Here is a 24720-nt window from a genome sequence, read left to right as displayed (position 1 = left end):
GCCTGGCAGCCCGTCGCTCCGTGACGAGGCCGCTCCGTGCCTGCCGGCACGCTCGTTGCGCCCGCACGCGCCGGTCTGACCGGCACGCCCGCTCCTGGTGGCTCCTCGCCGTGGCACGCTCACGCCTCCGGAGCCTTCCATCCCTTGGCCTTGGCGATCTTCAGACCCTCCAGGGAGGGACCGTTCGCCGAGGGGCCGTCGCCGGCCAGGCCGTCGGGCAGGCCCGCGAGCACCCGCGAGGCCTCCTTGAACGTGCAGAGCTTCTTCGGCCCCCGGGTCGGGGAGATCTCCTTGCCGTCCCTGAGGTCGTCGACGAGCTGCTTGGCCGAGGCCGGGGTCTGGTTGTCGAAGAACTCCCAGTTGACCATCATCACCGGGGCGAAGTCGCAGGCGGCGTTGCACTCCAGCCGCTCCAGCGAGACCTTGCCGTCGGGGGTCGTCTCGTCGTGACCGACGCCCGCGTGCTCGGACAGCTCTTCCCAGATCTGGTCGCCGCCCATGACCGCGCAGAGCGTGTTGATGCACACGCCCACGTGGTACTGGCCCATCGGCCTGCGCTTGTACATCGTGTAGAAGGTGGAGACGCCCACGACCTCGGCCTTGCTCAGGCCGAGCATCTCGGCGCAGAACTCGTGGCCGTCGTCGGAGACGTAGCCGTCCTCCGACTGCACCAGGTGCAGCAGGGGCAGCAGGGCCGACCGCGGCTTCGGGTAGCGGCCGATGATCTCCTTGGCGTCGCGCTCCAGGCGCTCCCGCACCTCCGGCGCGTACCCCTTGCTCACGGTCGCGCTCACCTCCTCGCCACCCGCGCGGGCGGCCTCGTTCGAGGGCTCGCCGCCCAGGGCGGTGCTCGTCCCGAGGGCGCTCTCGCCCGTCAGGCCGGTGCCCGTGCTCGCGTCGAGCCTCTCGTCCGCCGCGTTCGCCGACTGGCCGGCCGGGCCCTTGCTGGAGCTCATCGGTCGACACCTCCCATCACCGGGTCGATCGAGGCCACCGCCGAGATGACGTCGGCGACCATGCCGCCCTCACACGTCGCGGGCATGGCCTGCAGGTTCGTGAAGGACGGATCGCGGAAGTGTACGCGGTAGGGGCGGGTTCCGCCGTCGCTGACCACGTGGGCGCCGAGCTCGCCGCGGGGCGACTCGACCGAGGCGTACGCCTGCCCGGCCGGGACCCGGAAACCCTCGGTCACCAGCTTGAAGTGGTGGATCAGCGCCTCCATGGAGCCGCTCATGATGTGCGCGATGTGGTCGGGCGAGTTGCCCAGGCCGTCGGGGCCGAGCGCGAGCTGCGCGGGCCAGCCGATCTTCTTGTCGTCGATCATCACCCGGTCGTTCTTGAGCGGCCCGGAGAGGCGGTCGAGCGCCTGCTCGATGATCTTGAGCGACTCCTCCATCTCGGCCACCCGCACCAGGTAGCGGCCGTAGACGTCGGCGGTCTTCTCCGTCGGGACGTCGAACTCGTAGGTCTCGTAGCCGCAGTAGGGCTGCGACTTGCGCAGGTCCCACGGCAGGCCGGCGGCCCGCAGCATCGGGCCGGTGACGCCCAGCGCCATGCAGCCGGTGAGGTCGAGGTAGGCGACGTCCTTGGTACGGGCCAGGTACACCGGGTTCGCGTCGAGCATCTTGCGCATGTCCTTGATGCGCCCCGGCATGACCTTGAGCAGCTCGCCGACCTTGTCGACGGCGCCGGCGGGCAGGTCGACCGAGACGCCTCCGGGCCGGACGTAGGCCATGTTCATCCGCAGGCCGGTGATGTACTCCATCACGTCGAGCACCATCTCGCGCTCGCGGGACCCGAAGAGGAACGGCGTGGTCGCGCCCAGCTCCATGCCGAAGGTGCCGATGGCCACCATGTGCGAGGAGATCCGGGTGAGCTCCATCATCATCACGCGGATGGCCTGGGCCCGCTCGGGGATCCGGTCGGTGATGCCCAGCAGCCGCTCGACGCCCATGCAGTAGGCGGTCTCGTTGAAGATCGGCGCCAGGTAGTCCATCCGGGTGACGAACGTCGTGCCCTGGGTCCACGTCCGGTATTCGAGGTTCTTCTCGATGCCGGTGTGCAGGTAGCCGATGACCGTGCGGGCCTCGGTGACCGTCTCGCCGTCCAGGTTCAGGACCAGGCGGAGCACGCCGTGCGTGGACGGGTGCTGGGGGCCCATGTTGATGACGAGCTGCTGGTCCTGCTGGCCGGAGAGGGTCTCGACCAGTTCCGTCCAGTCGTTGCCCGAGACGGTGTAGACCTTGCCCTCGGTGGCCTCGTCGTACGCGTCGTACGGGCCGCCGATGGTCTCCTTCGTCTCCTGGTAGGGGACGCTCATGTGTAGGACCTCCTCTGGTCCGGCGCGGGGATCTCGGCGCCGCGGTACTCGACCGGGATGCCGCCGAGCGGGTAGTCCTTGCGCTGGGGGTGACCGTCCCAGTCGTCGGGCATCATGATGCGGGTCAGCGCCGGGTGCCCGTCGAAGACGATGCCGAAGAAGTCCCAGGTCTCGCGCTCGTGCCAGTCGTGGGTCGGGTACACCGAGACCGTGGAGGGGATGTGCCGGTCGTCGTCGGGGCAGGAGACCTCGACGCGCAGGCGGCGGTTGTGCGTGATCGAGCACAGGTGGATCACCGCGTGCAGCTCCTGGCCCACCAGGTGGGGGTAGTGCACGCCGGAGACGCCGAGCGAGAGCTCGAAGCGCAGGGCGGGGTCGTCGCGCAGGACCTTGACGACGTCGAGCAGGCGCTCGCGCCTGACGTGGAAGGTCAGCTCGCCGCGGTCGACCACCACGCGCTCGACGGCGTCGCCGAGATCGCCGCCGAGGGCGCGCTCCAGCTCGTCGGCGACGGTGTCGAAGTAGCCGCCGTACGGGCGGGCGCTGGACAGCTCGGGCTTGCGCCGCACGACGAGGCGGCCGTAGCCGGAGGTGTCGCCGGTGCCCGAGGCGCCGAACATGCCCAGGTGGGCGATCGGCTCCTCCGGAACCTCGGGGAGGTTGTCAGCGGGTTCGCTCGTCATTTGGCGGTCCCCTGGTCGATCAGCGGCAGCGTCCGCAGGGCCTGCAGTTCGAGCTCGTCGATCTGCTTGGCGCGGTGCGCGCCGAACTTCGTGTTCTGGATCTTGTCGTGCAACTTGACGATTGCGTCGATGAGCATCTCGGGCCGCGGCGGGCAGCCGGGCAGGTAGATGTCGACGGGGACGACGTGGTCGACGCCCTGCACGATCGCGTAGTTGTTGAACATGCCGCCGCTGGAGGCGCAGACGCCCATCGCGATGACCCACTTGGGCTCGGCCATCTGGTCGTAGATCTGGCGCAGCACCGGGGCCATCTTCTGCGACAGCCGTCCCGCGACGATCATCAGGTCGGCCTGGCGCGGAGACGCCGAGGCGCGCTCCATGCCGAAGCGCGCCAGGTCGTGCTTGGGACCGCCGGTGGACATCAGCTCGATGGCACAGCAGGCGAGACCGAACGTCGCCGGCCAGACGGAGTTCTTGCGCGCCCAGCCGGCGACCTGCTCGACCGTGCTGAGCATGAACCCGCTCGGAAGTTTCTCTTCAAGACCCATATCTAGTCCCAGTCCAGACCCTTGCGGCGCCACACGTACGCGTAGGCCACGAGCACGGTGACGATGAACAGCAGCATCTCGACCAACCCGAACAGCCCGAGCTGGTCGAACGCGACCGCCCACGGGTAGAGGAAGATGATCTCGATGTCGAACACGATGAACAGCATCGCGGTGACCATGTACTTCAGCGGGAAGCGGCCTCCGCCCACGGGCTGGGGCGTCGGCTCGATGCCGCATTCGTAGGCGTCGAGTTTCGCGCGGTTCCAGCGCTTGGGACCGGTGAAGGGGGCGATCGTCACCGAGAAGATCGCAAATCCCGCCGCGAGAACGGCGAGCACCAGGATGGGTGCGTACAACTCCATCGCTACGCCTCCTCTCCCATCTCCACGCGCGCCGGCGCGTAGCTCTGCGTTGTGGTGTATTTCGAAAGTCTAGGCAGGGCGATCATCGCCCCCGGTTCCAGGTGTCCGGCCCTCGTCGCTCTCATGCCGGTGGCGCCACCTTCGACAGGGCGTTGATGATGCGGTCGGACGCGTCACCCCGCCGGTCGGTGAGATTAGCAAGGAGCTTGAGCGCGAACCGCATCAGGTGGGGGTGCGGCAGCGCGTGACGCGTCGCGAAGTTCATCACACCGCGGTGCCCGATCAGCTCCACGAATCCCCTGCCGAGGGTGAAGTAACCACCGTATGCGTCTTTCAACGTCCGAGGGTAGGCGCGCAGCACGCGCTCCCGCTGCGCGGGGGTGACCCTGCCGAGCGCCTGGACGATCGTCTCGGCGGCGATGTGGCCGGTCTCCATCGCGTACGCGATGCCCTCGCCGTTGAACGGGTTGATCATCCCGCCGGCGTCGCCGACCAGCACCAGGCCCCGCGTGTAGTGCGGCTGGCGGTTGAAGGCCATCGGCAGCGCGGCGCCCCTGATGGGGGTCGTCATGTTCTCCTCGACGTAGCCCCACTCTGGGGGCATGCCCTTCACCCAGCGCTTGAGCAGGTCGCGGTAGTCCATGCCCTTGAAGGACTCGCTGGTGTTCAGCAGCCCCAGGCCCACGTTGGAGGTGCCGTCGCCGACACCGAAGATCCAGCCGTAGCCGGGCAGCAGGGTGTCGCCGTCCCACAGCTCCAGCCAGGTCTCCAGGTAGTCGTCGTCGTGGCGGGGGCTCTCGAAGTACGTCCGCACCGCGACGCCCATCGGGCGGTCCTCGCGCTTGTGCAGCCCCATCGCCAGGGAGATGCGGGTGGAGTTGCCGTCGGCGGCGACCACCAGCCGGGAGCGGTAGGTGACCTCCTCGCCGTCCCGCTTGGCGACCACGCCGACGATGTGCCCGCTGCGGTCGTCGAGGACCGGGGCGGTGACGTTCACCCCCTGCAGCAGGCGGACGCCCGCCTTGACCGCGTTGGCGGCCAGGATCTCGTCGAAGTCCTGGCGGGTGCGCACCAGGCCGAAGTCGGGGAAGCTCGACAGCTCCGGCCAGTCGAGCTCGAAGCGCATCCCGCCGCCGACCACGCGCAGGCCCTTGTTGCGGACCCAGCCGGGGGCGTCGATGTCGATCCCCATCGCGATGAGCTGCTTGACCGCTCGGGGCGTCAGCCCGTCGCCGCAGACCTTCTCGCGGGGGAAGGTGGTCTTCTCGAGCAGCAGGACGTCGAGCCCGGCCTGCGCGAGGTGGAATGCGGTTGTCGAACCGGCGGGCCCGGCGCCGACGACGATGACGTCGGCGTCAGCCTCAGCGACTTTCCGCTGTGTGGCGGCTGGCACGGTCACGGGACCTGTCCTGTCCTACACGCTGTGGGGGCCTCGGAGTGAGGGGCCTTTCGTTCCTTTGTGAAGAGCTTCACAAACTTGTCGGGCCGAAGTCTAACGCCTTTGCGGGGCAAAGTGTCAGGCGGGTGTTGCCCTCGTCGCCAATCTTCCACGCGAGGCGCTACGCGGGCTTGTACGCGCGGTGCAGGGCCACGATTCCCAGGCTCAGGTTGCGCCAGGCGACCCGCTCCCAGCCCGCTCCCTGAATGATCCTCGCCAACCCCGCCTGGTCCGGCCAGGCCCTGATCGACTCCGCCAGATACTCGTAGGAGTCGTCGTTGGAACCGAAGAGCTTCGCGGCCCGCGGCATCAGCTTCATCAGGTACTGCGAGTATACGAGGTCGAACGACCTGGGCGTCGGGTGCGAGAACTCCAGGATCACCAGCCGCGCGCCCGGCCTGGCCACCCGGTACATCTCGCGCAGCGCCCGGCCGGTGTCGTGCACGTTGCGCAGGGCCGTGGAGATCGTCACCGCGTCGAAGACGCCGTCGGCGAAGGGCAGCCGCAACGCGTCGCCCGCGACGAAGCTGACGCCCCGCACCCCGCCCCCGGAGATGCCCGAGCCGCCCCTGCGCCTCACCCCGGTGCTCAGCATGCCGAGCGAGAAGTCGGAGGCGATGGCGCGGGCGCCCAGCGCGGTGAACGCGTCGGTCGACGTACCGGTGCCCGCGCCGAGGTCGAGGACCAGCTCACCGGGGCCCGCGTCGACGGCCGCGGCGGTGGCCTTGCGCCACAGCCGGACCTGGCCCAGGGAGATAACGTCGTTGACGAAGTCGTACCGCCTGGCCGTGCGATCGAACATCGCGGCGACCTCGTGCGGCTGCTTGTCCAGAGAAGCGCGCGTCATGACTCCCACCCTAGGCCCGCCCCGATAGTCCACGGAAAGTAGTCATTCCATCACCCAGAGCATGCTAAAAATTGTCGAATGTTTGCCAGAGCCACTTACCTGCTGGTCGCGGTCCTAACTCTGGTCCCCCCCGGGATCGCCGCCGCCGGCACCACGAAGCACAGCGGGATCGTCTCGGCCGATCCGGCGAACACCACTCCCCACGTGCTCGACGGGATCGTCAACGCCATCGCGCTGGTGGGCGGCACCGTGGTGGTCGGCGGCTCGTTCGGCGAGGTGCGCGAGGCCGGCAGCGCGGGGGCGGCGAGAGTGCTGCCGCGCGCCAACCTCTTCGCCTACGACCTGGCCACCGGCCGGATCCTGCCCGGCTTCGCGCCGCGCCTCGACCGCCCGGTCCAGGCCCTGGCGGCGGGGGTCCGCGGCACCGTCTACGCGGGCGGGCGGTTCACGAGGACCGGCGGCGCGCAGACGCGGGGCCTGGCCCTGCTCCGGCTCTCCGACGGCTCCCCGGTGTCCCGTTTCGGCGCCCAGGTCCGCGGCGGCACGGTCACCGGTCTGGCCAGGCTCGGCCGGCACCTCTACGCGGGCGGCGACTTCACCCACGTCGGCCCCGTCGCCCGTACGGCACTGGCCAGGATCGACGCCGTCACCGGCGAGGCCGACCCGTCCTTCACCATCGAGCCGGGCGCGCCCCGGGGAGGCAGGACCAGGGTCCACGCGATCTCCCTCAGCCACGGCAGGCTCGCGGTCGGCGGCGACTTCACCACGCTCGGCGGCCTGCCGCGGGCCCAGCTCGGCCTGATCACCGTCACCCCCCCGGCCGTCACCGCGCCGAACGCCACCGCGCCGGACGCCCCGTCGCCGGGTCTCGTCGCCTCACCCGCCGCGGTGGCGCCGTGGCGGACCGACGCCTACCGGGGCCGATGCAGGGCCGACTTCCCCGGCTACGTGCGGGGCCTGGACTTCGCTCCCGACGGGAGCCATCTCGCCGTCGTCACGACCGGCGGGCCCGGGGGGCGGGACAGGATGTGCGACACCGCCGCCCGGTTCGAGACCGGCGTCCCGTTCGAGACCGGCGTGGTGCGCCCGACGTGGGTGAACCACACCGGGGGTGACTCGCTGTACGCGGTGGCGGCGACGGGGGCGGCCGTCTACGTCGGCGGGCACCAGCGCTGGCTGAACAATCCGGACGGCCGCGACTCGGCGGGCCCCGGGGCGGTGGCGCGGCCGGGGATCGGCGCCATCCACCCGCGCACCGGCAGGGCCCTGGCATGGAACCCGACGCGGGACCGCGGAATCGGGATCAAGGCATTCCTCGCGCATCCCGGCGGATTACTGGTTGGTAGTGACACAACTCGCCTTGGTCACGAGTACCATGCCCGAGTCGGCATGTTCCCGTTGCCGATCACTCCCGATTCTTAGTGATTCGCTCGCTCATCGCGTCTCTCTGCTTCGAGAGCAGGACGTAACTGGCCACACCGCTGATCAGGAATGCGGCGATCAGCAGGCCCAGGGGCTCGCGCAGGCCGAGGATATAGAGCACTCCCAGAGTCACGGCCAGCAGACCGGCCCGGGACGCGGTGTAAACGATGACGGGGCGCACGGTGTCAAGGCTACGTCACCTCGCCCGCGCGGCCTCGATCGCGGTGGCCGCACGGGTAACTCTTCGCATCTACTGCGAGCGCTGCTAGTCTTCCCAAGAGATCTGTTTCGTAAAGAAACACCCACGAGAGTCCCAAAAAGGCTCTATCATATAACAATCGGGCAGGCAGTAGATAACAACCCGTGATCTTTGTTGAAAACCACGGATAAATCAGGCTTCGCTCGGCACACTGGTTACCTGTCCGCCCGCTGGCAGGAAGCGGGATGCGAGGGGGAGAGATTGTGGAGAGTAGCAGCGAGCGTCTGCTGACGCCCGGAGAGGTTGCCGCCCTCTTCCGGGTCGACCCAAAGACGGTTACACGCTGGGCCGCGGCAGGCCGTATCAGCAGCATCCGTACCCCCGGAGGGCACCGGCGTTTCCGCGAGTCGGAAGTGCACGCCCTTCTGCGTGGAGAGGACGTCTTGACGGCCGAACGGCCGGCAGGCGAGTCCCCGCGCGTCTGACGACTTAGGACGTCACACCATCGGTGATCCTGCGCGCCTTACCCGGAAGCCGCAGGGTCACCGTGGAGTCGTGTGAGGTACGACACGACACGGACGGTGACCTCCCCCGTCACCGGGCCACCCGCGCCGCCGGGCCCGCCGCGTTCCGCGTCCGGAACCACCCGGCGCGCCCCGGCCCCGATCCCCCGGTACCGGCTCTCCCGCCCGGCCCAAGCCCCCGGCCTCGAAGCCGGCCCAGGCCCCCGCCGCGGCCTCGAAGCCCTTCAGGTCTCCTGCTCGGCCTTGAAGGCCAGGAACTCCCGCTCCAGCTCGTCGTTCTCCTCCAGCCACCGCCGCCGCCGCTCGGCCCACTCCTCCTCGGTGAGCGACTCGGCCAGCCAGCGGTCGTAGTCGGGATCCCCCGGAGAGACCTCCACGTAGGCATTGCCGATCAGACGCCCGTCATCGCTGGCCAGGGTCTGCGGCACGCGCAGGGTCCCGTCAGCGAGTCTGACGACGTACATCCAGATCACCTAGATTCCGTAGCGCCGGTTGAAGAACAACATGACGTTGAGCGCCATTCGCGTGTCGCCGCCCAGCATGTCGACCAGTGCGGGGCGCTGCCGGGAGACGATCGCGGCGAAGGCGTCGGCGAAGAACTCCTTGCGGCCCAGGTCGCCCGACTGGAGATGGAACCCCGAGGCCAGCGCGGGGACGCACTGGGCGTAGAGGGCGGCGAACTCCGGGGAGTCGGAGACCCAGTCGCCGTGGGGGGCGTCCACGTCGTCCAGGGCGTGCCCGACCTCGTGCATCATCACGTCGGGGGTGGGCGAGGGCCGGTCTCCCACCACGATCTTGCGGTCGCCGTACGCCCCCGCGCACACGTCCCACGTCGCCCGGCCCGAGGGAAGCGGCGCGCCGCGCAGGTATCCCATGTCGTCCAGGTCGGGCACCCCGCCCGCGCCGACGTAGATGCCGTCGAGACCGTCGGCCAGCTTGTCCTTCAGCCCGTCGGGCAGCCTCGCCAGGCTCTCCACAGCCCGTACGACCTCGGGGGGCGGTGTCTCCCTCCGAGAGTCCCACTGGCGGTGCAGGATGCGCTCCAGGCGCCCGCAGTGGCGCAGGCCGTCGCCCAGGTCCGGGGTGTCGGGGGAGTTGGGCTGGGCCCGGGGGCTCTCATCGTCGAGCTCGAAGTCCTTCCAGGTGTACTGCGGCCGGTCGGCCACCGGGGCCGTGACCGTCCCGACCCGGCGCTCGGCCTCGCGGGGGACCTCACGCGGAGCCTCCCTGAGGGCACTCTCCGCACGCGTGGTCGGACCTCGCTGCCACCACCGCCGTCGATGGCGGCCCTTGTCGCCCGAATGTGCCATCACACCCCCTGGGGAAGTGGCAACGGGTCCACGGTACGGGGTCGGACCCTTGCCAGTCATCCGTAACGCGGAGCCGGACCGCAGCAGGCCTCACGATGGCTTACAGTTCGGGCATGCCCCTGCTTGTCGGTCTGGCGATACTCGCCTTCTGGCTTTACTGCCTGTTCGACGTCATCACCACGCCGGACGAGGAGTCCAGGAACCTGCCCAAACTTCTCTGGGTGCTCATCGTGGTGCTGATGCCGATCGCCGGGGGAGCCTTCTGGCTGCTACTCGGTCGGCCGACCGGCCCCAGAGCGCCACGATCGCTCCTGTCCGAGGAAAGGCCGCCGCGCGCCGAGGCCCCGAAAGGCCCCGACGACGACCCCGACTTCCTCAAGGACCTCGACCGCCGCCTGCGCGACGACGACTGAGACGGCGATCGACCGGCCGGTGTGGCCGGTACGGCCGATCGACCGGGAATTCCGGCGCGGAAACCCTCCGGGAATCCGGCGGGAAATCAGCGTGAACTCCGGCGCGGGAATTCGACGGAAAATTCCAGCGTGAAAATTCGGCCCGAGGAAATCTCGGCGTCGAGAATCAGCTCGGTGCCGGGAATCAGCCGGGAACCTCGGCGTAGGAGTGCAGTCCCCCGAGGAAAATGTTCACCCCGACCAGGTTGAACAGCAGGCAGGCGAAGGCGACGAGCTGCACGATCATGGCCGCCTTTCCCTTCCAGCCCGCGGTGGCCCTGGCGTGCAGGTACGCGGCGTAGGCGATCCAGGTGATGAACGCCCAGATCTCCTTGGGGTCCCAGCCCCAGTAACGACCCCACGCCTTGTCCGCCCAGAGCGCCCCGGCGATGACGGCGAAGGTCCAGATCGGGAAGCCGATCACGATGGCCCGGTGCGCGACCCGCTCCAGGTCCCGCCGGGACGGCAGCCGGACCGCGGTGTCCTTCCTGACCAGGTAGAGGATGCCGGAGACTCCGGCCACGATGAACAGCCCGCTGGCGACGATGGCTGCGGACACGTGGATCGCGACCCAGTACGAGTTCAGCGCGGGCACCACGGGGCCGGCCTGCACGTGCAGGTACCGTACGGCGAAACCGAGCCCCAGCGCGGCGGCGACCGTGACGAACGCGCCCAGGAAGCGGACCGGGTAGCGGAGCTGCATGAACAGGAACGCGCTCACCGCCGCGAAGCACATCGCGACCACGAACTCGTACATGTTGCCCCACGGCCACCGGTCCACGGCCAGGCCGCGGGTGAGGAGGGAGGCGAGGTTGGCGGCCCAGCCGAGCCAGCTCAGCCCGACGGCCACCGGTCCCGCCCACACCGCCCAGGCGGGCGGCGCCTTCTCCGCGGGACCGCCCTCGGCGGCGGAGCCGGTGCCGTCCGGGGCGGCGCCCCCGCCGACGGTGGCCAGAACGGGCCGGTCCGCACGGGCCGACGCCCCCGCCGACCGGCCGAAGGCCAGGTCGAGGGCGTAGGCGATCATTGCGGAGACGTAGAGCAGCACCGTCGCCAGGATGAGCTGGTCGCTCAACGTGGCGAGGCCGGCGTCGACCTCAGCGGACATCCTTCACTCCTGAATCGGGAACTCCTGGGTTCAAAGCGGAGACGATCTCGGTGAACTCCTCGCTGAAATCGTCACCCTCGGTGCGCGTGAGGCCACCCACCTCGACCTCGCGGCCCTCGTTGATCCGCACCCACACCCTGCGGCGGCGGACGGTCAGGGTCAGTACGAGACCGACGACGGCGAGGACCGAGGCCACGAGCGCGGGCATCCGGCCCGGGTCGTGGGTGATCTGCAGGGCGATCCACTCCCTGACGCCGGTGAACTCGATCGAGCCCGCGCCGTTCGGGAGGGTGAGCTTCTTGCCGACCGCCAGCGGGTCGGCCTTCATGACCAGCGGCTTCATCTTCTTCAGACTCGCCTGATCGAGCTCGTAGACCGACTGCGGCCGGCCGTCCTTCAGGCCCAGGTCACCGGCGAAGGCGCCGTACACCTGGGCGGTGGGGTTGGCGGCGCCAGGGAAGACCGACACCCACTCGGCGCCCATCGGGACGGTCGTCGGCAGGAAGCCGACGAGGATGCCGAGCTGCTCGGGCTGCGCGTCCGGAACCTTGATCACGCATTCTGAGGTGAAGGTGGCGGGCTGGACGACCAGGCAGGGCACCGGCCCGTCGAAGGCGACCTGGCCCTTGCCGTCGGTGATCCTGAAGGTCGGCGCGTAGCCGTGGTCGATCAGGTAACTCAGCGTGCCGTTGACGTCCAGCGGCTCGTTGACCTTCAGGACGTAGTCGCGCGGGGCGGCGCCCGGGGCGTCCTCGACCTTGAGCCTGGCCTCGTAGTCGAGGGCCTGCCCCGCCTTCTCGCCCTTGGCGATGTAGGTCGCCTGGAAATCGTCGACGGTGAAGGAGAACGGCTCCAGCGACTCGGCGTTCACCTGCTGGCCGGGCATGTAGCGGTCGTAGGCCGCGACCGTGTTGGCGAAGCCCTCGCCCTCCACGACCAGCACGTTGCCCCGGTAGCCGTACAGCGCCCCGGCCCCGACCGCGACCAGCAGGCCGAGCAGGGCCACGTGGAACAGCAGGTTGCCGGTCTCGCGCAGGTAGCCCTTCTCCCCGGCGACCCAGCCGGGACCGGTGGTCACCCGGAACCGCCTGGCGCGCAGCCTCTTGACGGCCTCCTCCACGGTGAGGCCGGCCTCGAAGGAGGCGTGCTGCGGCAGCCTGCTCAGGTTGCGCGGCGCGGCGGGCGGCTTCCTGCGCAGCTCCCGCAGGTGGGTCGCGGTGCGGGGGAGCACGCAGCCGATCAGGGACACGAACAGCAGAAGGTAGATCGCGGCGAACCAGGGCGCCCGGAACACGTCGAACAGCCAGAACCTGTCCAGCCACTCGGCGAGCCGGGGACTGTCGTCGAAGTACTGGGCGACCTTGGCGTCGGAGACGCCGCGCTGCGGCCAGATCGAGCCGGGGATGGAGCCCAGGGCGAACAGGAACAGCAGGATCAGCGCGGTCCGCATCGAGGTGAGCGTCCGCCAGAACCAGCGCGCCCACCCCACGACCCCGAAGCCCGTGGGCCGCCGCGTCTCGCTCACCGCTCGCTCTCCCGTCCTCGGGCCGACGGACACCATCAGATCACCGGCTCGAATCCGCCGACCCAGCCCTGCGTCATCGCGACGAGCTGCTCCCAGAGCCCGGTGACGAGCAGCACGCCGACGACGACCAGCATGACGCCGCCCGCCCGCGTGATCAGCTGCGAGTGCCGGCGCACCGCCTTGAACGTCCTCAGCGCCCTGCTGTACGCCAGCCCGGCCGCCACGAACGGCAGGCCGAGGCCGAGCGCGTACGCGAAGGCGAGTATCGCGCCGCGACCGGCGCTGCCCTCGTTCAGTCCGAGGGTGAGCACGACCCCGAGGGTGGGGCCGATACAGGGGGTCCAGCCCAGGCCGAACACCAGGCCGAGCAGGGGTGCCCCGGCCAGGCCGGCGGCCGGGAGCCGGTGGATGCGGAAGTCGCGCTGCAGACCCGGGACGACCCCCATGAAGGCCAGGCCGAGCACGATCGTGAGGGCGCCCAGCACCCGCGTGATGATCGCGGCGTTGCCGAACAGGGCCGCGCCGAGGCCGCCGAAGAGCGCTCCCCCGGCCACGAACACGGTCGCGAAGCCCAGGACGAACAGCACGACGCCCGCGACCATGCGTCCCCGCCTGGGGTCGGCGCTCATGCCGGTCACGTACGACAGGTAGCCGGGGACCAGCGGCAGCACGCACGGCGACAGGAACGACACCAGCCCGGCCGCGACCGCGATCGGCAGCGCCAGCGCCAGCGAGCCGCTCGCGACGGTGCCCACGAGGTCGGCGTTCATCGCGGGCCCGGCCGTCGCCCGGAGCCGTTATCCCTCATCGCGGACCTTGGTCACGGCGGCGAGGAGGTCGCTGTACTTGACCGCGCCCAGGGCCCTGGCGGCGATCCGGCCCTGGCGGTCGATGATCAGGGTGGAGGGGATGGCGGCGGGCGGGACCGTGCCCTGGAAGGAGAGCGCGACCTTGCCCGGCTGGTCGAAGATGCTCGGGTAACCGGACTGGTGGCTGCGCTCGAACGCGAGCGCGTCGGCCTTGCGGTCCTTGAAGTCGATGCCGAGGAACTCCACGCCGTCGGCCTTCGTCTTGGCGGAGATGTCCTTGAGCACCGGCGCCTCGGCCCGGCAGGGCGCGCACCAGGAGGCCCAGAAGTTGAGCACCACGATCTTGCCCTTGTGGGCCGCGAGGGTCGCGGTGCCCCCGTCGAGGGTCTCCCCCTCCACCTTCGGGGCGACCTTGCGGTCCGCGGCCTGGAACAGGGTGATCTTGCCGTCACCGGCCACGAAGCGGGTGTCGCCGGTCTGCGGCTGCGATCCCTGGGTTCCGGCGCATCCGGCCACGGCGACGAGCAGCGCGGCGGCGGCGAAGGATTGTGCGCGCATGGGTGACGGAGGCTCCCTGTACTACAACCGGTAGAGCAATCACTGTACCGGCGAGGTCAGGCGCCCGGCACAGTGGGGCGTTTGACGAGCGCCGCCGCGGGCTCGCTGTATCCGACGCCGATCAGACGGTTTCCCTCGAAGGAGAAGCTCGTGAGGCTGGCGAGGCCGCACTGCCTGCGGCGCGGATCGTGCGGCAGGCGCCTGCCCTCGGCGGCGAGCCTGACGGTCCAGATCGGGAGCTGGTGGCTGACCATGATCGCCTCATGACCGCGCGCCGCGTCGCGGGCGGTCTCGATCGCGGCCCTCATCCGGCTGACCATGTGGGTGTAGCGCTCCCCCCAGGAGGGGCGGAGCGGGTTCCACAGGTAGCGGTAGAAGCGCGGGTTGCGGAAGAGACTGTCACCCTTGCCGAGGGAGAGCCCCTCGAAGATGTTCTCGGCCTCGATGAGCCGCTCGTCGACCGTGACGTCCAGGCCGAAGGTCGCGACGAGCGGCGCCGCCGTCTCCTGGGCCCGCTCCAGCGGCGAGGAGAACAGCGCGGTGACATCTCGTCCGGCGACCGTCTTGGCCACCGTCTCTGCCATCTGCCGGCCGTTGTCGGAGAGGTGGTAGTCGGGAAGCCTGCCGTACAGGACATTGGCGGGATTGTGCACCTCACCGTGGCGCAGGAGGTGAACGACGGTGGTCTCAGGCATAGTGTCGCCAGCCTACCGACAAGTACGGGTTGGTGGTCGGGCAGGTGGGCGACCCGGGTCGGATGGGGCGGGATAGGGTCACCGCGTGAGCCCCCTCGCGCTCGCCCTCGTCCTCTCCTCCGCCGTCGCCCACGCCTGCTGGAACCTGATGAGCAAGCAGGCGGCCGAGGCCGACGGCGTCGTCTTCGTCTGGATGGTGGCCGCCGCCTCCACCCTGGTCTGGACGCCGGTCGCGGTGGGCTACCTCCTCCTCGGCGGTACCGGCCCCTCCTGGACCGGCCTCGGGGTGATCGCCGCGAGCACCACACTGCACCTGGGCTACTTCATGCTGCTGCAGCGCGGCTACCGGCACGGCGACCTGTCGATGGTCTACCCGATCGCCCGCGGTACCGGACCGCTGCTGGCCAGCCTGGTCGCCATCCTGTTCCTGGGCGAGCGGCCGGGCCCCGTCGGCATCGCCGGGATCCTGCTGGTCGGGGTGGGCGTGTTCCTGCTCGGCGCGGCGCGCGGGCCCGGCCGCCGGGACCTGAGCGGGATCGGGTTCGGGCTGGCCACCGGGCTGTTCATCGCGGCGTACACCGTCTGGGACAAGCAGGTCGTCAGCGCCTTCGCGGTCGCGCCGATCCTGCTCAACTACGGCGGCGACCTCGGCCGCGCCCTGGTCCTGACCTCGCCGGTGCTCGGCTCCCGCCGCAGGGGCCTGGTCCTGCCCGTCTGGCACGAGCACCGGGCGCGGGTGCTGGGCGCGGCGGTGCTGATGCCGCTCTCCTACCTCCTGGCGCTGACCGCGTACACGTTCTCGCCGATCAGCGCGGTGGCCCCGGTACGGGAGGTCAGCGTGCTCGTGGCGGTGGTGCTCGGCGGCCGGCTGCTGGCCGAGGGCGACCTGACCCGGCGGCTGCTGGCGGCCTGCGTCATCGTCGGCGGCGTGGTGACGATCGCCCTCGGCTAGCGGCACCGAACCCTAGAAGCCGCCGGAGCCGTCACCCGCAACCATCGAGGTCGCCGGGGAGGCCGTCGCCGGGACCGCCACCGGCCCGGCGGGCTCGGAGACGGGGCCGCGGAAGTCGGCGGAGACGGCCTTCAGCGCCTCGACCGCGGCCCGGATGGCCGGGCGGCGGGCGGCGTCGCTCCGCCAGAGCGCGTAGATCCTGCGCGTCGGGCGCGACCGGATCGGGACGACCCGCACCCCCGGCGGGACGAAGTCGCGGCCCAGCCGGGGAATGATGGCGCATCCCTGCCCCGCCGCGACGAGGGCCATCTGGGTCGGATACTCGTCCGCCATGCAGGTGATGTCCGGCTCCAGCTCGGCCGAGCGCAGCGTGTAGACCAGCCAGTCGTGGCAGACCGTGCCGGGCGAGGAGCTGATCCACTGCTCCCCGGACAGCTCGGCGAGCTCGATCTCGGGACGATCCGCCAGCGGGTGGGACGCGGGCAGGATCACGTCGGCGATGTCGTCGAAGAGCGTGGCCCGGGACAACCCCTCGGGGATCGCCACCGGGCGGTTCATCCAGTCCTGGATCACCGCGAGGTCGAGCTCGCCCCTGGCCACCTCGCGGACCTGCCGCTCCGGCTCGCGCTCCATGAGCTGGAGGCGAAGGTCGGGGTGGCGCGTGCGCAGCAGGGCGAGCGCGGCGGGCATCAGGCCCCGGGCCGCCGTGGGGAAGGCGCCGATGCTCAGCCGCCCCACGACCTCGCCGCGCAGCGCCTCGAAGTCGGCCTCCGCCGTCTCGACCAGCGCGAGGATGCGCTCGGCGTGGTCGGCGAGCAACCCGGCCGCGTCGGTCAGCCGCACGCCGCGCCCGTTGCGCTCCAGCAGGGTCGCGCCGGTCTCCCGCTCCAGCTTGGCCAGCTGCTGGGAGACCGCGGAGGGGGTCACCATGAGCGCCTCGGCCGCCGCACCCACGGAGCCGTAGACGGATACCGCGTGCAGGGCCTTGAGCCGGTTGAGATCCAACATGTAAGCAACCCTAAACGACATGAGCAAGAAAGTCTCACTTGTGCTGAAATATCGTTGGAAACGACGATTAGGGGATGCGTACCCGGCACTTCCTCCTCGCCGTCGCCCTCACCGCCCTCTGGGGCTTCAACTTCGTGGTCATGGAAGTGGGACTCCGGCACTTTCCCCCGCTGCTCTACGTGGCGCTGCGCTTTCTCCTCGCCGCCTTCCCCGCCGTACTGCTCGTCGACGGCCCCGGGGTGCCCTGGCGCAAGGTGTTCGTGGCCGGGGCGACCCTCGGCATCGGCCAGTACGCCCTGCTGCTGACGGGCATGCGGGCGGGCATGCCCGCCGGGCTGACCTCCCTCGTCGTCCAGGTCCAGGCCGTCTTCACCGCCGTCCTGGCGGTCGCCCTGCTGGGGGAACGGCTCACCCGGCGGCGGATCACCGGCATGGCGGTCGCGTTCGCCGGTCTGGCACTGATCGCCGCCGACCTGGGCACCGGCGGCCCCATCGGCGCGTTCCTGCTGATCGTCGGCGCGGCGTTCTTCTGGAGCGCGGGCAACATCGCGGTCAGGAACGCCGCGCCGCCCGACTCGTTCCGCTTCATGGTCTGGGTCTGCGGGGTCGCGGCCATCCCCATGACGGCCCTGTCCCTGCTGGTCGAAGGGGTTCCCCGGCTGGAGTTCTCGGTGGAGGGCGGCCTGTCGGTGCTCTACGTGTCACTGGTCGCCACCCTCGGCGGCTTCGGCATCTGGGGCTTCCTGCTCCAGCGCTACGACGCCTCGGTGGTCGCCCCGTCCGCCCTGCTCGTCCCGGTCTTCGGCATGTCCTCGGCCGCCCTGTTCACCGGGGAGCCGATCTCCCCCGCCAAACTCGCCGCCGCCGCCCTGATCATCTCCGGAGTCCTCTACGCGAGCACCCGCGCCCGGTCTCTTCCCTCCTCGGTGTCCACTCCTTCCGTTCAGGCCGAAACGGGAGAGAATAGAACGAGGGCAACGGAGATGATATGAGTGAACACATCGAGTGACGGAGACGATGTTACGGTGACCGACGTGAGCGCCGCACTCGACTACTGGCCCGCCCCGCCCCCGTGGGGATGGACCGCCGACGATCTCGACAACCTCCCGGCGGAGGGACCGAACGGCGAACCCGACTTCTTCAAGCACGTCGAACTCATCGATGGAGCTCTCGTCTTCGTGTCCCCCCAGAAACGCTTCCACGAGCGCGTGCTGTTCGGCCTTCGCGTCGTCCTGAACGCCCAGGCTCCTGAGCACGTCGCGGCCGTGATCCAGATGGACGTCAAGCTCGGCCACCGGATGCGCCCCTGCCCTGACGTCGTCGTCGTCGACGCGAAGGCCGCCGATGACGACGCCCGGACGTTCTACACCCCCGGCGAGGTGCACCTCGCCGTCGAGGTGGTCTCTTCCGAGTCCGAGGACCGCGACCGCAAGACCAAGCCCTCCCGCTACGCCGAGGCGGGCATCGCGCACTTCTGGCGGGTGGAGAACAGCGGCGGCTCCCCCGTGGTCTACGTCTACGAACTCGATCCCGCCACCCACGCGTACGCCCTCACCGGCATCCACCACGACCGGCTGACCGTCCCGGTGCCCTTCCCGATCACCATCGACCTCGGCGACCTGCCCAGGTAGGCGCCCGGATCAGCCCATGCCGTCACGGCGCGTTCCCCGTACATCCCGTGAGCACCCACGACGAGCGAGCCCCGGCGAGCGCCCCCTGCGCTCCTTTCCGCACCGGCGCTTCAGCTACGGCGAACAACCCCGAAAACGGCCCCGTACGGATCGCTTCAGCGTCAAAGGGCCCGATGGGCGGCCCGGAAGAAAGCGACCACGGTCTGCACGGCGTACGGCGAGACGGGTCGTGTGCGGAGGTGGGTGGGTGTTCCGGGCGGCTTATAAGAATCCGTGACCAGCGCGCCCGCCAGGCCGGAGGCCTGACGCACCGGAGCCGCCACCGACGACGGCCGCCCGGAGCACCCACCCACCGGAGCCCGAGCCCATCCAAGCCTCTTTAAACGAACACTCGCACCGCTAACCAGAAACAGAAGCGGCGGCCTTCGCGGCGACCGGAAGAGCCTCGGCGATGCGGGAGAGGGCCTCGTCGTCGTGGGCGGAGGACAGGAACCACGCCTCGTACGCCGACGGCGGCAGGTAGACGCCCTGGTCGAGCATGGCGTGGAAGAACGCCCGGTAGGCGGCGGTGTCCTGCTTCTGGGCGGTGGCGAAGTCGGTGACCCGCTCATCGGTGAAGAAGATCGAGAACAGGCTCCCGGCACGCTGCAGGCGGTGGGGCACCCCGGCCGCGGACAGGGCGTCGGCGGCGGCGCGGCCGATGACCAGCGCCGCGGCGTCGACCCGGTCGTAGACCCCCTCGTCGCAGGCGCGCAGGGTGGCCAGACCGGCCGCGCAGGCCAGCGGATTCCCCGACAGGGTGCCCGCCTGGTAGACCGGCCCCTCCGGCGCGAGGTGGGCCATCACGTCGGCGCGCCCGCCGAACGCGGCGGCGGGCAGTCCGCCGCCCATGACCTTCCCGAAGGTCATGAGGTCGGCGTCGACCGGGTCGAGCCCGTACCAGCCGGACTCCGACACCCGGAAACCGGTGAGCACCTCGTCGACGATCAGCAGCGCGCCGTGCGCGGTGCACAGCTCGCGCAGCGTGGCGTTGAACCCGTCGAGCGGCGGGACGACGCCCATGTTGGCCGGGCACGCCTCGGTGATCACGCACGCGATGTCGGCGCCGAAGGTCCGGAACGCCTCCGTGACCGCCTCGACCGAGTTGTACGGCAGCACCACGGTGTCGGCGGCCGAGGCGCCGGTCACGCCGGGGGTGTCGGGCAGGCCGAAGGTCACCACACCGGAACCGGCCGAGGCGAGGAGGGCGTCGACGTGGCCGTGGTAGCAGCCCGCGAACTTCACGATCTTGGATCGGCCGGTGAACCCGCGAGCCAGCCGCACGGCGGACATGGTGGCCTCGGTACCGGAGCTGACCAGGCGGACCTTCTCCACCGGCTCCACCCGGGCGACGATCTCCTCGGCGAGCTCGACCTCACCGGGGGTCGCCGTACCGAACGAGGTGCCGTCGCGCAGCGCCTCCTGCAGGGCCTCGATGACGGCGGGGTGCCGGTGGCCGAGGATCATCGGCCCCCACGAGCAGACCAGGTCGACGTAGCGGTTGCCGTCGACGTCGGTGATGTAGGGGCCCTGCCCCGAGGTCATGAAGCGCGGCGTCCCGCCGACGGCGCCGAAGGCTCGGACCGGGGAGTTGACGCCCCCGGGGACGATCTCGCGTGCGCGGGCGAACAGGGCCTCGGAGTTATCAGTACGGCTCACGCCCTACAGGGTAGTCACCGCGGGACGAGCCTCCGCCCGTCCCGTACGGCCGCACCCGGCAGGGGACGGCTCACTCGCAGGTGTCGGCGAGCCAGTCGAGGACGCGCAGCGGATCGGGCAGCGGGCGCCCGTCGGGCGGGCGCAGCCACGAGCCGGACCCGCCGGTCGGCAGCAGCGAGGGCGGGGCGAGGACGTAGCTGTCGCGGCAGTGCCAGCGCAGGCCGGGCATCTCGTCGATGGTGGACGGGCCGAAGTCGAGGGCGCAGGTCCACCACTCGTCCTCGTCGTCGGAGGCGTTCCTGGTGGCCACAAAGAACAGGGCCCGGTCGCCGTTGACGGCGACCGGGCCCGAGGTGGCTCCCGCGGAGTCCATGTTCGCGAGGGTGGTGCGCCCCGCGGCGAGCGGTACGTCGAAGACGTCGAACACCCGCCCCGTGGGAAGGACCACGTTCGCCTCGGGCTCGTACCGCCACCAGTTGGTGAGCAGGGTGGGGTCGGTGGTGGCCTGCATCTGCCAGGCCCGCGAGAGCGGGTGGGCTCCCGGGTCGGGACAGCCGACCCGGTCGCACGAACAGGAACGCGAACCGCCCTTCAGCGGCCTCGCGCCGGGACAGCTCGCCCAGCCCAGAGCGGCGTACTCCAGCACAGAATTGATCATCTGCTTCGGATGAGCATGCCGTCTACTTCGACGAACCATCGGTACCCCGACCATTGTGTCCTCCGTCGTCCGCGCATCCCGCGTGTCATCCGGATGCGATCGACCTGTCCACACTCTGGTCAGTGAAGAACGTCAAATACCCAGGGTCTACGCCACCTGGGACACATCCGCACCGGTTATCGCACTCTAACGCACGCGCTTCTCCACCAAGCGACGAACCTCCAGTTCTCGGCACGTGCCGTCGGTCTCATCTCAGTTTCGCGGCCACCTCGGTCGCCCAGTAGGTGAGGATCATGTCGGCCCCCGCCCTGCGGATCGCGACCAGCGACTCCATGATCGCCCGGTCCCGGTCGATCCAGCCGTTCGCCGCCGCGGCCTCGACCATGGCGTACTCACCGCTGACCTGGTACGCCGCCACCGGGACGTCCACGGCGTCACGCATCTGGCGCAGGATGTCGAGGTAGGCCAGCGCGGGCTTGACCATGACGGCGTCGGCGCCCTCGTCGAGGTCCAGCCGCACCTCGCGCAGCGCCTCGCCGACCGGTCCCGCCGCGTCCTGCTGGTAGGCGTTGCGGTCGCCGAACTGGGGAGCGCACTCGGCCGCCTCGCGGAACGGACCGTAGAACGCCGAGGCGTACTTGACCGAGTACGCCAGGATCGGGATCTGCTCGAAGCCGTCGCCGTCCAGGGCCGCCCTGATCGCCGCGACCTGGCCGTCCATCATGCCGCTCGGCGCGATGACCTGCGACCCGGCCCGTGCCTGGGCCACCGCCGAGGCCGCGTAGCGCTCCAGGGTGGCGTCGTTGTCGACCTCCCCGTCCGGGGTGAGGATGCCGCAGTGCCCGTGGTCGGTGAACTCGTCCAGGCAGGTGTCGGTCATCACCACCAGCGTGTCGCCCACGTCGGCGACCAGGTCGGCGACGGCGCGCTGGACGATTCCCTCCGGGTCGTCGGCGGCCGACCCCCGGCCGTCCTTCACCGCGGGGACGCCGAACAGGATCAGCCCGCCGACCCCGGCCTCGGCGGCCTCGTGGGCGGCCTTGCGCAGCGAGTCGCGGGTGTGCTGGAACACTCCGGGCATCGAGCCGATCGGGTTCGGCTCGGAGATGCCCTCCTTCACGAACATCGGCAGCACCAGCTCCGCCGGGTGCAGCCGGGTTCCGGCCACCATCCTGCGCATCGGTGCCGTACGGCGGAGCCTGCGCGGGCGCGCGACAGGGAACTGGGCCGTCATGCTGTCTCCCCCTCTCCCCGGCCGGTAGGGGAACTGCGGGCCGGAGGAGCTCGGTGTGTGTTCCTGGCTCGCCGCTCGACGCGGCGCGGTGCCGGCCGCGGCATCGATCGACGTGACACGGTGCCGACCGCGACGCCGATCGACGTGACACGGTGCCGACCAGCGTGAAGCGGTGCCGGCCGCGACACCGATCCTCGCGGCGGCGATCACGCCCCGCGGCGCTCGCCGGGGGCGTCGAACGCGGCCTGCCCGCCCATCGTGCGCGGGCGGGCGCCACTCTCAAGGTTACTTGGCGCGGCGCCGGGCTCCCCGCCGGGTCTGCGAGGGCCTGCGAGGGGTGTCCCCCGCCACGACGGCGGCCTGCCGCTGCTTGGCACCATACTCCGCCAGCGCCGCCGCGAGGGCGGAAGCCGAGGGCTTGTCGGCCATCACGTCGACGCGGAGCCCGAACTCCTCGGCGGTCTTGGCGGTCTGCGGGCCGATCACGGCGATGACCGTGACGTTGTGCGGCTTGCCCGCGATGCCCACCAGATTGCGGACGGTGCTCGACGAGGTGAACAGCACCGCGTCGAACCCGCCGCCCTTGATGGCCTCGCGGGTCGGGGCGGGCGGCGGCGCGGCGCGGACGGTCCGGTAGGCGGTCACGTCGTCGCACTCCCAGCCCAGCTCGGTCAGCCCGGCCACGAGCGTCTCGGTCGCGATGTCGGCGCGCGGCAGCAGCACCCGGTTGATCGGGTCGAGCATCGAGTCGTACGGGGGCCACTCGGCCAGCAGGCCCTCCGACGACTGCTCGCCGGACGGCATCAGGTCGGGCTTGACGCCGAAGCTCACCAGCGCCCGCGCGGTGCTGTCGCCCACGGCCGCGACCTTGAGCCCGGCGAACGCGCGGGCGTCCAGGCCGTACTCCTCGAACTTCTCGCGCACGGCCTTGACCGCGTTCGCGCTGGTGAAGGCGACCCACTCGTAGCGTCCGGTGACCAGGCCCTTGATCGCGCGGTCCATCTGCTGCGGGGTGCGCGGCGGCTCGACGGAGATCGTGGGGACCTCCTCGGGCACCGCGCCGTACGAGCGCAGCTGCTCGACCAGGCTGGCCGACTGCTCCTTGGTCCTGGGCACGAGCACCCGCCAGCCGAACAGCGGCTTGGTCTCGAACCACGACAGCCGGTCGCGCATGCCGACGGCCTCGCCGACCACGATCAGCGCGGGCTCGGTCATCCCCGCGTGCTTGAGATCGGGCGCGAGCCGGCCCAGCGTGGTCACCACGGTGTGCTGCTCGGTGGTGGTGCCCGCGCTGCTGACCGCCACGGGCGTCGAGTCGGGACGGCCCGCCGCGATCAGCGCCTTGCCGATCGGGACGGCCTCGGCGACGCCGTTGTAGATCACCAGGGTGCCCGTCCCGGTGGCGTACGCGGACCAGTCGTCGATCTGGGTCGCGTCCACGACCCGGAACTCGGGCACCGACACCGCGGCGGGGATGCCTGCGTAGGTGAGCACCGCCGTCGCCGGCGGCACGCCGGGCACGATCTCGAAGTCCACCTCCGCCTTGGCACAGGCCGCGACCTCCTCGGTGATCGAGGAGAAGAACATCGGGTCGCCCGCGCACAACCGCACGACGCCGCTGCCGCCCTTGGCGGTCTTGACGACCTTCAGCGAGACGGCGCCGTCCTCGGCCACGTCGACGATCTCGACGTCCTCGCGGCAGTGGCGCAGCAGCGGGCCGTACGCCTCCCGGTCGAGGATGACGACGTCCGCCTTGGAAAGCAGGTCGGCGCCACGCAGCGTGAGCAGGCCCTCATCACCGGGACCCGCGCCGACGAAGGCGACGAACCCGGACGGGCGCTCGAAGGTGGTACTTCCGGAGCTCAATGTGCTCGCTCCCCTATCAACGTGCCGGCCCCTTCCGCGATCATCTCGGCCGCGAGGTCGCGGCCGAGATCCATGGGCGCGGAAGAGCTTCCGGCGGTGGACTTGCGCACCGCGCGCCTGCCGTCGACGGCGACGACAGCGGCGGTAAGGATCAGATCGGGCCCGTTCTCGGCCGAGTACGCGCCCACCGGGGCGGCGCACCCCGCCTCCAGGGCGTTGAGCACCGCGCGCTCGGCGGTGACCGCGGCCCGGGTGCGGGCGTCGTCGAGCACGCTCAGCAGCTCGACCAGGTCGGAGCGGTCGGAGCGGCACTCCACGGCCAGCGCCCCCTGGCCCGGGGCGGGCAGCATCTCCTCGACCTCGAAGATCTGGGAGATCTCGGCGTCGCGGCCCAGCCTGCCGAGCCCGGCGGCGGCGAGCACGACGCCCTGCAACTGGCCGGAGGCCACCTTGCCGATGCGGGTGTCGGCGTTGCCGCGGATCGGCACGTAGTCGAGATCAGGACGGATCATCCGGAGCTGGGCGATCCGGCGCGGGGAACCGGTGCCGATCTTCGCGCCGGGCGGCAGGTCGGCCAGCTTGGCGACGCTCACCAGGGCGTCCCTGGGGTCGTCGCGCGGCGGGATCGCCGCGATGACCACGCGCGGGTCGGGCGTGGTGGGCAGGTCCTTCAGCGAGTGCACCGCGAAGTCGATCGCGCCCTCGATCAGCTTGTCGCGCAGCGCGCTGACGAAGACCCCCGTACCGCCGAGCTGCGTGAGGTCGGCCTTGGTCACGTCGCCGAAGGTGGTGACGCCGACCAGTTCGACGGCCACGCCGGTCAGCTCGGTGAGGCGAGCGGCGACCAGGCCCGACTGCGTCGTCGCCATGACG

The 24720-nt window shown here is 70.7% G+C and carries 27 protein-coding genes; 6 read left to right on the top strand and 21 right to left on the bottom strand.

The window, feature by feature from the left end; all coding sequences use genetic code 11:
- Positions 1–119: 119 nt before the first annotated feature.
- The 7 genes from nuoE to ACTOQ3_RS14570 all read right to left on the bottom strand — a co-directional run bounded on the left by nuoE (position 120) and on the right by ACTOQ3_RS14570 (position 6198).
- A complete protein-coding gene (nuoE, locus tag ACTOQ3_RS14600) occupies positions 120–794 on the bottom strand; it encodes an NADH-quinone oxidoreductase subunit NuoE (RefSeq protein ID WP_440083991.1) in 675 nt (224 codons plus the stop codon).
- 158 nt (positions 795–952) lie between these two features.
- Positions 953–2320, bottom strand: coding sequence for an NADH-quinone oxidoreductase subunit D (locus ACTOQ3_RS14595; RefSeq protein ID WP_440083903.1), 1368 nt, complete (start codon positions 2318–2320; stop codon positions 953–955).
- Positions 2317–3003, bottom strand: coding sequence for an NADH-quinone oxidoreductase subunit C (locus ACTOQ3_RS14590; RefSeq protein ID WP_440083902.1), 687 nt, complete (start codon positions 3001–3003; stop codon positions 2317–2319). Before ACTOQ3_RS14590 ends, ACTOQ3_RS14595 begins: the two co-directional genes overlap by 4 nt.
- Positions 3000–3551, bottom strand: coding sequence for a NuoB/complex I 20 kDa subunit family protein (locus ACTOQ3_RS14585; protein ID WP_030916695.1), 552 nt, complete (start codon positions 3549–3551; stop codon positions 3000–3002). Before ACTOQ3_RS14585 ends, ACTOQ3_RS14590 begins: the two co-directional genes overlap by 4 nt.
- A 2-nt stretch (positions 3552–3553) precedes the next feature.
- Entirely contained in the window at positions 3554–3913 is a 360-nt protein-coding gene (locus tag ACTOQ3_RS14580; protein ID WP_440067972.1) for an NADH-quinone oxidoreductase subunit A, read from the bottom strand.
- Between the two features lie 121 nt (positions 3914–4034).
- Positions 4035–5312: a geranylgeranyl reductase family protein gene (locus tag ACTOQ3_RS14575; RefSeq protein WP_440083901.1), complete on the bottom strand. Its 1278-nt coding sequence runs from the start codon at positions 5310–5312 to the stop codon at positions 4035–4037.
- 160 nt (positions 5313–5472) lie between these two features.
- Entirely contained in the window at positions 5473–6198 is a 726-nt protein-coding gene (locus ACTOQ3_RS14570; protein ID WP_440083900.1) for a demethylmenaquinone methyltransferase, read from the bottom strand.
- A 78-nt stretch (positions 6199–6276) separates the two neighbouring features.
- Between ACTOQ3_RS14570 and ACTOQ3_RS14565 the strand changes: the two genes are divergently transcribed.
- Complete coding sequence (locus ACTOQ3_RS14565) at positions 6277–7620, top strand: hypothetical protein (protein WP_440083899.1); 1344 nt, start codon at positions 6277–6279, stop codon at positions 7618–7620.
- Here the strand turns inward: ACTOQ3_RS14565 and ACTOQ3_RS14560 are convergent.
- Positions 7604–7801, bottom strand: a complete 198-nt coding sequence (locus ACTOQ3_RS14560; RefSeq protein WP_362834612.1) for a DUF4229 domain-containing protein — start codon at positions 7799–7801, stop codon at positions 7604–7606. The two genes, ACTOQ3_RS14565 and ACTOQ3_RS14560, sit on opposite strands and share 17 nt — an antisense overlap.
- Positions 7802–8064: 263 nt before the next feature.
- Between ACTOQ3_RS14560 and ACTOQ3_RS14555 the strand changes: the two genes are divergently transcribed.
- Entirely contained in the window at positions 8065–8304 is a 240-nt protein-coding gene (locus tag ACTOQ3_RS14555) for a BldC family transcriptional regulator (protein ID WP_012887349.1), read from the top strand.
- Between the two features lie 263 nt (positions 8305–8567).
- Here the strand turns inward: ACTOQ3_RS14555 and ACTOQ3_RS14550 are convergent, their stop codons facing one another.
- Positions 8568–8807 (bottom strand): hypothetical protein, encoded by a 240-nt coding sequence (locus ACTOQ3_RS14550; protein ID WP_440067964.1) that lies wholly within the window; start codon positions 8805–8807, stop codon positions 8568–8570.
- Positions 8808–8816: 9 nt separating this feature from the next.
- On the bottom strand, positions 8817–9653 hold the full coding sequence (locus ACTOQ3_RS14545; RefSeq protein WP_440083898.1) for a hypothetical protein: 837 nt from the start codon (positions 9651–9653) through the stop codon (positions 8817–8819).
- Positions 9654–9766: 113 nt separating this feature from the next.
- On the opposite strand from ACTOQ3_RS14545, the gene ACTOQ3_RS14540 reads away from it, so the two are divergent.
- Positions 9767–10066 (top strand): PLD nuclease N-terminal domain-containing protein, encoded by a 300-nt coding sequence (locus ACTOQ3_RS14540; protein ID WP_440083897.1) that lies wholly within the window; start codon positions 9767–9769, stop codon positions 10064–10066.
- A 184-nt stretch (positions 10067–10250) separates the two neighbouring features.
- On the opposite strand, the gene ccsA is transcribed toward ACTOQ3_RS14540, so the two are convergent.
- The 5 genes from ccsA to ACTOQ3_RS14515 are packed head-to-tail and all read right to left on the bottom strand — an operon-like array spanning position 10251 to position 14800.
- Positions 10251–11213 (bottom strand): cytochrome c biogenesis protein CcsA, encoded by a 963-nt coding sequence (ccsA, locus tag ACTOQ3_RS14535; RefSeq protein ID WP_440083896.1) that lies wholly within the window; start codon positions 11211–11213, stop codon positions 10251–10253.
- On the bottom strand, positions 11203–12774 hold the full coding sequence (gene resB, locus ACTOQ3_RS14530; protein WP_440083895.1) for a cytochrome c biogenesis protein ResB: 1572 nt from the start codon (positions 12772–12774) through the stop codon (positions 11203–11205). Before resB ends, ccsA begins: the two co-directional genes overlap by 11 nt.
- Complete coding sequence (locus ACTOQ3_RS14525; RefSeq protein ID WP_440083894.1) at positions 12774–13508, bottom strand: cytochrome c biogenesis CcdA family protein; 735 nt, start codon at positions 13506–13508, stop codon at positions 12774–12776. The genes resB and ACTOQ3_RS14525 overlap by 1 nt, the downstream gene beginning before the upstream one ends.
- Before the next feature lie 27 nt (positions 13509–13535).
- Positions 13536–14105 carry a TlpA family protein disulfide reductase gene (locus tag ACTOQ3_RS14520; protein ID WP_440083893.1) on the bottom strand — a complete coding sequence of 190 codons (570 nt, stop codon included), beginning with the start codon at positions 14103–14105 and terminating at the stop codon, positions 13536–13538.
- A gap of 56 nt (positions 14106–14161) precedes the next feature.
- On the bottom strand, positions 14162–14800 hold the full coding sequence (locus ACTOQ3_RS14515) for a histidine phosphatase family protein (protein WP_440083892.1): 639 nt from the start codon (positions 14798–14800) through the stop codon (positions 14162–14164).
- An 85-nt stretch (positions 14801–14885) separates the two neighbouring features.
- Here ACTOQ3_RS14515 and ACTOQ3_RS14510 point away from each other — a divergent pair, with 85 nt between their 5' ends.
- Positions 14886–15752: an EamA family transporter gene (locus tag ACTOQ3_RS14510; protein ID WP_440083891.1), complete on the top strand. Its 867-nt coding sequence runs from the start codon at positions 14886–14888 to the stop codon at positions 15750–15752.
- 12 nt (positions 15753–15764) lie between these two features.
- Here ACTOQ3_RS14510 and ACTOQ3_RS14505 read toward each other — a convergent pair whose 3' ends face one another.
- Positions 15765–16760: a LysR family transcriptional regulator gene (locus ACTOQ3_RS14505; RefSeq protein ID WP_440083890.1), complete on the bottom strand. Its 996-nt coding sequence runs from the start codon at positions 16758–16760 to the stop codon at positions 15765–15767.
- Positions 16761–16834: 74 nt separating this feature from the next.
- On the opposite strand from ACTOQ3_RS14505, the gene ACTOQ3_RS14500 reads away from it, so the two are divergent.
- A complete protein-coding gene (locus tag ACTOQ3_RS14500) occupies positions 16835–17752 on the top strand; it encodes an EamA family transporter (protein WP_440083889.1) in 918 nt (305 codons plus the stop codon).
- A gap of 42 nt (positions 17753–17794) precedes the next feature.
- Complete coding sequence (locus tag ACTOQ3_RS14495; protein ID WP_440083888.1) at positions 17795–18391, top strand: Uma2 family endonuclease; 597 nt, start codon at positions 17795–17797, stop codon at positions 18389–18391.
- 399 nt (positions 18392–18790) lie between these two features.
- Here the strand turns inward: ACTOQ3_RS14495 and hemL are convergent, their stop codons facing one another.
- The 5 genes from hemL to hemC form a co-directional block, all read right to left on the bottom strand.
- Positions 18791–20089: a glutamate-1-semialdehyde 2,1-aminomutase gene (gene hemL / locus ACTOQ3_RS14490; RefSeq protein WP_440083887.1), complete on the bottom strand. Its 1299-nt coding sequence runs from the start codon at positions 20087–20089 to the stop codon at positions 18791–18793.
- A gap of 70 nt (positions 20090–20159) precedes the next feature.
- On the bottom strand, positions 20160–20801 hold the full coding sequence (locus ACTOQ3_RS14485; RefSeq protein ID WP_440083886.1) for a bifunctional DNA primase/polymerase: 642 nt from the start codon (positions 20799–20801) through the stop codon (positions 20160–20162).
- A 193-nt stretch (positions 20802–20994) separates the two neighbouring features.
- A complete protein-coding gene (gene hemB, locus ACTOQ3_RS14480; protein ID WP_440083885.1) occupies positions 20995–21981 on the bottom strand; it encodes a porphobilinogen synthase in 987 nt (328 codons plus the stop codon).
- 285 nt (positions 21982–22266) lie between these two features.
- Positions 22267–23847 (bottom strand): uroporphyrinogen-III synthase, encoded by a 1581-nt coding sequence (locus ACTOQ3_RS14475; RefSeq protein WP_440083884.1) that lies wholly within the window; start codon positions 23845–23847, stop codon positions 22267–22269.
- Positions 23844–24716 (bottom strand): hydroxymethylbilane synthase, encoded by an 873-nt coding sequence (gene hemC, locus ACTOQ3_RS14470; protein WP_440083883.1) that lies wholly within the window; start codon positions 24714–24716, stop codon positions 23844–23846. The genes ACTOQ3_RS14475 and hemC overlap by 4 nt, the downstream gene beginning before the upstream one ends.
- Between the last annotated feature and the right edge of the window lie 4 nt (positions 24717–24720).

The organism is Streptosporangium sp. LJ11 (assembly GCF_051918945.1).
Classification (GTDB): domain Bacteria; phylum Actinomycetota; class Actinomycetes; order Streptosporangiales; family Streptosporangiaceae; genus Streptosporangium.
The sequence above is the reverse complement of the archived record's forward strand: the minus strand, read 5'-3'. Positions and strand labels throughout refer to the sequence as shown.